The organism is Streptomyces sp. LS1784, assembly GCF_020103755.1.
Lineage (GTDB): Bacteria > Actinomycetota > Actinomycetes > Streptomycetales > Streptomycetaceae > Kitasatospora.
The window spans coordinates 1-4,230 of record NZ_JAHSQD010000653.1 but is presented as its reverse complement, the minus strand read 5'-3'; the positions used below and the strand labels follow the sequence as shown (position 1 = coordinate 4,230).

Below are 4,230 nucleotides of genomic sequence, written 5' to 3'. Positions count from 1 at the left end.
GGGCAGCAGCAGCGAGCCGCCCGGCGGGACGGGCAGGGGCGCGGCGAGCGCCTCGGCCGGTGCCGCGGCGGCCAGTTCGCGAATGCGCCGGACGTCCTCCGGGGCGAGCGGGCCGGCGCGCCAGGTGTCGTAACCGGTGGCGGAAACGCCGGGGAGCAGCCGTTCGCGGGCGGCGAGGTGCAGGCCGAGGGCGGTGGCGGCGCCCCAGAACGCAGCGGACGGGCTGGGGGTGACATCGGCGGTGCCGTTCGCGGTCCCGTCGGCGGTCGCTTCGACGGTCGCTTCGGTGTGGAGCCGGCGGGCCAGGGTGAGGGTGGGCAGTGCCTGGGCGACGGTCAGCCGCAGAACCGGGCAGCGGCGTACCGCGAGGGTGCCGCCGTCGGCGGTGACCAGGTCGGCTTCGCCGGGTTCGCCGAAGGGCAGCTGTGCGGCGAGGCCGGGGCCGGCCGGGCCGTCGGGGTACCGGAACGCGAGCCTTCCGGTACGCGCCGGATCGCCCGGCTCGAAGGTTACCGCGCACTGCGCCAGCAGGTCGGCCTGCTCTCGCGACATCCACACCATCTGTTCCGCCCCCTGGTTCGTCCGTCCGGTCAACGTCCACCGTCCACACGGCTCTTGCCCAGTCCCTGGGGAGTTGGCGTACCGCATCGGTGCGGGGCGGTGCACGCAGCGGTCTCCGCGAACCGCTCGGCGAGGTCGGGGGTGGCGCCGGTCCCGTCGTGCCTGACGGACCATTCACCGGTGTGTGCGGACATCAGGGCCGGGGTCGTGAACACCGTCAGCCGGCGCTTCGGGATCTCGATGCCGACGTCCTTGAGGTTGTTCTCCCGCGCGCCGGGCACGCGGATCAGGTCGTGGCTGTCGGCAGTGTGCGGCGCAGACGACTGTGACTGGGGGGTGTGCGTCCTCGGGGCCATGCTCGTGGTCTCTCCAAAACTGTTGTACGGATCGCGCGGGACTGCCTGGGGCCGCCGTCGCGGCGCGGCGCGACTGTCTCTGCGCTCTCTGCTGCTCCCCGTGGTCTGCGGTGAGCCGAGGAAATCGGCTCACCGCAGACCACGGGACGGCTCCGCTCCCGGCCGAACCGGTCGGCCCGGGGGCGGAGCCGTGTCCGCTAGCGGCTCAGGCCCCTGAACCGCGTCACTGCCAGCGGGAAGAACACCGCCACCAGGGCCACCGGCCACGCCACCGCGAGCAGTTCTGCGTGCGTCGCGGCCCATGAGTCGCCTGCCGCACCGGGGTTGCCGAACAGGCCGCGCACCGCTGTGGCCGTCGCCGACATCGGATTCCACTCCACGATCGCGCCCAGCCAGAACGGCATCGACTCCGGGGAGGCGATGACGTTGGAGAGGAAGCTGACGGGCCACACCAGGATCTGCACCGCCTGCACCAGCTCCGGCTTGCCCGCGACCATGGCCAGGTGGATGCCGATCCACAGCATCGCGAATCGCAGCAGCACCAGCAGTCCCACCGCACCCAGGAACGAGGCGAATCCCCCGTGCCAGCGCCATCCGATCGCGTAGCCGACCGCGATCATCACGATCAGGCCGACCGCCGACTGCAGCATGTCCGCGACGCTCCGCCCGACCAGGACCGCACCGGACGCCATCGGCATCGAGCGGAACCGGTCGATGATCCCCTTGCCCAGGTCCTGGGTGACGGAGAGCATCGTGGCCTCAAGGCCGAAGGCCATCGTCATGGTGAGCATGCCGGGCACCAGGTAGTCCTTGAAATCCCCCTCGATGCCCCGGCCGCCACCGATCAGGTAGCTGAACATCAGCAGCATCATCACCGGGAAGACCAGCCCGACGACCACCTGCACGGGCTGCCGTCCCCAGTGGGCCAGCTCGCGCCTGGTCATCGTCCAGGAGTCGGCGGTCGCCCAGCGCAACCTCGAACCCGTGCCGCCGGCGGTTTCCGCACCGCGGGACACCTTCACGCTCTGTACCGTGCTCATGCAGCCTCCGCCTCCGTCTTCGTCAGGTGCATGAAGACTTCGTCGAGCGTCGGCCGCCGCACCGCGATGTCCTCCGCCACGATTCCGGCCGCCTCCAGTGCCCGCACGGTCTCGGTCAGCGCCGCCATCCGGTCGCCGACCGAGGCACTGACCAGCCGACGGTCCTCGTCCACGGTCGCCGCCCCGGGCAGCAGCAAGGCCGCCCGGGCCAGGCGGCTCGTGTCGTGCAGGACCACGTCGATGCGGTCGCCGCCCGTCTTGGTCTTCAGCTCGTCCACCGTGCCCTGGGCAATGACCTTCCCGTGGTTGATCACCGCGATCCGGTCGGCCAGCTGATCGGCCTCCTCCAGGTACTGCGTGGTCAGCAGCACGGTCGTGCCGCCGCTGACCAGCGAGCGCACCGCGTTCCACACCTCTGTACGGCCGCGGGGATCGAGCCCGGTCGTGGGCTCGTCCAGGAAGAGCACCCGTGGTTCGCAGATGAGGGAGGCCGCCAGGTCGAGGCGCCGCCGCATCCCGCCGCTGTACTGCTTGACGGCCTTCGTTCCGGTGTCTGCGAGCCCGAACCGGGTGAGGAGTTCCTCGGCCCGGGCGCTCGCGCGGCGTGCGCCCAGGTGGTAGAGGCGACCGAACATCTCCAGGTTCTGTCGGCCGCTGAGCTCCTCGTCGACGGCGGCGCTCTGGCCGAGCAGCCCGATCCGCGAGCGCACCTCGTCGGCGCGGGTCCTGGCGTCGATCCCCGCCACCTCGACCCGCCCGTCGTCAGGGCGCAGCAGCGTGGACATGATGCGGACGGCTGTGGTCTTGCCGGCGCCGTTCGGGCCGAGAATCCCCTGGACGGTGCCGCTGCGGACGGTGAGATCGAGGCCGTCGAGAGCCTGCTTGTCCCCGTACTTCTTCCGCAGTCCCTCGACGACGATCGCCGGATCGTGGTCAGTCAAAACGTCCCCCTCCAGCCAGTAATCAAACTTGACTAATCCGAGAAGGTAGCCTGACTTCCGCAGCTGGTCAAATTTGATTAGTCCAACCAGGAAGGGGAGCTGCTCATGTCTGCCATCCGGCTACTGGTCCTCGGCGCCGTCCGTCAGCACGGACGGGCGCACGGCTACCAGGTACGCAACGACCTGGAGTTCTGGGGCGCCCACGAGTGGTCCAGCGCCAAGCCGGGCTCGATCTACCACGCGCTCAAGCAGATGGCGAAGCAGGGACTCCTCGTCGCGCACGAGGTCGCACCGAGCGCCGTCGGCGGCCCGCCCCGCGTCGAGTACGAGATCACCGACCAGGGCACCGCGGAGTACTTCGATCTGCTGCGCGAGGCCCTGACCTCGTACGACCAGAAGATGGACATGCTCTCGGCCGGCATCGGGTTCATCGTCGACCTGCCGCGGGATGAGGCCGTCGCGCTCCTCAAGGAGCGGATCGCGGGGCTTGAACGGTGGCGAGCCGAGGTCACCGGGTACTACATGCCGGAGAAGGGCCCCGAACAGCTCGGGCACATCGGCGAGATCATGAACATGTGGGTGCACTCGGCGGACAGCGAAGCGGAATGGACGCACAGCCTGATCGGGCGGATCGAGGGCGGCGCGTACACCTTCGCAGGGGAGGGCGAACCGTTCGTGGGGGTGCTCGCGGAGGGCGAGCCGAACCCGTTCGCCACGGGGCCGCATCCCGAGGACCTCCGCTAGCGAGGTCGAACTCATGCCGGCTGTCTGCCGATGCCGCGTTGTTTCGGACGTTCGGGGAACGGCAGGAGGGCCTGTGGCCGCGCTTTCGCGCGGGCACAGGCCCTCGTGGGTCACTCCGGTGGTCCCTGTCCGGCCCCCGGGGTGAGGGGAAGCCGAAAGGTCGGCTTAGTACCAGTGGTGGGACTGCCAGAAGTTCCAGGCGGCGTTCGGGCTGCCGTAGCGGGTGTTCATGTAGTCCAGCGCCCACTTGATCTGGGTGGTCGGGTTGGTCTTCCAGTCCGCGCCGGCGGAGGCCATCTTGGAGGCCGGCAGTGCCTGGCCCAGTCCGTACGAGCCCGAGCTCGGGTTGGTCGCGGTCACGTTCCAGCCGGACTCGTGGGAGATGATCTGGCTGAACGAGGCCAGCTGGTCCGCCGGCACGATCCGGGCGGCGATGGCCTGCGGGGAGGCGTCGGCGGCCGAGGCGACGGCGGGGACCACGGCGGCACCCAGGGCGGTCACACCGGCGGCACCGGCAAGAATCGCGGCAGAGGTACGCATACGGAGCTTGAAAGCGGGCATGTAGAGCAAGACCTCAATCGGGTTGGG

Annotated in this window: 5 protein-coding genes and 1 pseudogene; 1 reads left to right on the top strand and 5 read right to left on the bottom strand. The window is 70.1% G+C overall.

What is annotated here, in order from left to right:
* From KS423_RS39865 to KS423_RS39850, 4 genes and pseudogenes are all read right to left on the bottom strand, one after another.
* A pseudogene (locus tag KS423_RS39865) lies at positions 1–552 on the bottom strand (ATP-dependent helicase); the annotation flags it as partial.
* A gap of 38 nt (positions 553–590) precedes the next feature.
* Positions 591–842 carry a hypothetical protein gene (locus KS423_RS39860; RefSeq protein ID WP_224284618.1) on the bottom strand — a complete coding sequence of 84 codons (252 nt, stop codon included), beginning with the start codon at positions 840–842 and terminating at the stop codon, positions 591–593.
* A 272-nt stretch (positions 843–1,114) separates the two neighbouring features.
* Positions 1,115–1,957: an ABC transporter permease gene (locus KS423_RS39855; RefSeq protein ID WP_374120128.1), complete on the bottom strand. Its 843-nt coding sequence runs from the start codon at positions 1,955–1,957 to the stop codon at positions 1,115–1,117.
* Positions 1,954–2,898: an ATP-binding cassette domain-containing protein gene (locus KS423_RS39850; protein WP_224284615.1), complete on the bottom strand. Its 945-nt coding sequence runs from the start codon at positions 2,896–2,898 to the stop codon at positions 1,954–1,956. Before KS423_RS39850 ends, KS423_RS39855 begins: the two co-directional genes overlap by 4 nt.
* A gap of 105 nt (positions 2,899–3,003) precedes the next feature.
* On the opposite strand from KS423_RS39850, the gene KS423_RS39845 reads away from it, so the two are divergent.
* Positions 3,004–3,642, top strand: coding sequence for a PadR family transcriptional regulator (locus tag KS423_RS39845; protein ID WP_224284614.1), 639 nt, complete (start codon positions 3,004–3,006; stop codon positions 3,640–3,642).
* 165 nt (positions 3,643–3,807) lie between these two features.
* On the opposite strand, the gene KS423_RS39840 is transcribed toward KS423_RS39845, so the two are convergent.
* Positions 3,808–4,203, bottom strand: coding sequence for a transglycosylase SLT domain-containing protein (locus KS423_RS39840; RefSeq protein ID WP_374120129.1), 396 nt, complete (start codon positions 4,201–4,203; stop codon positions 3,808–3,810).
* Between the last annotated feature and the right edge of the window lie 27 nt (positions 4,204–4,230).

Bases quoted from the DNA above. Each gene is read 5' to 3' on its own strand.
- KS423_RS39845 (WP_224284614.1), top strand. From the start codon at position 3,004: ATGTCTGCCATCCGGCTACTGGTCCTCGGCGCCGTCCGTCAGCACGGA.
- KS423_RS39840 (WP_374120129.1), bottom strand. From the start codon at position 4,203: ATGCCCGCTTTCAAGCTCCGTATGCGTACCTCTGCCGCGATTCTTGCC.
- KS423_RS39855 (WP_374120128.1), bottom strand. From the start codon at position 1,957: ATGAGCACGGTACAGAGCGTGAAGGTGTCCCGCGGTGCGGAAACCGCC.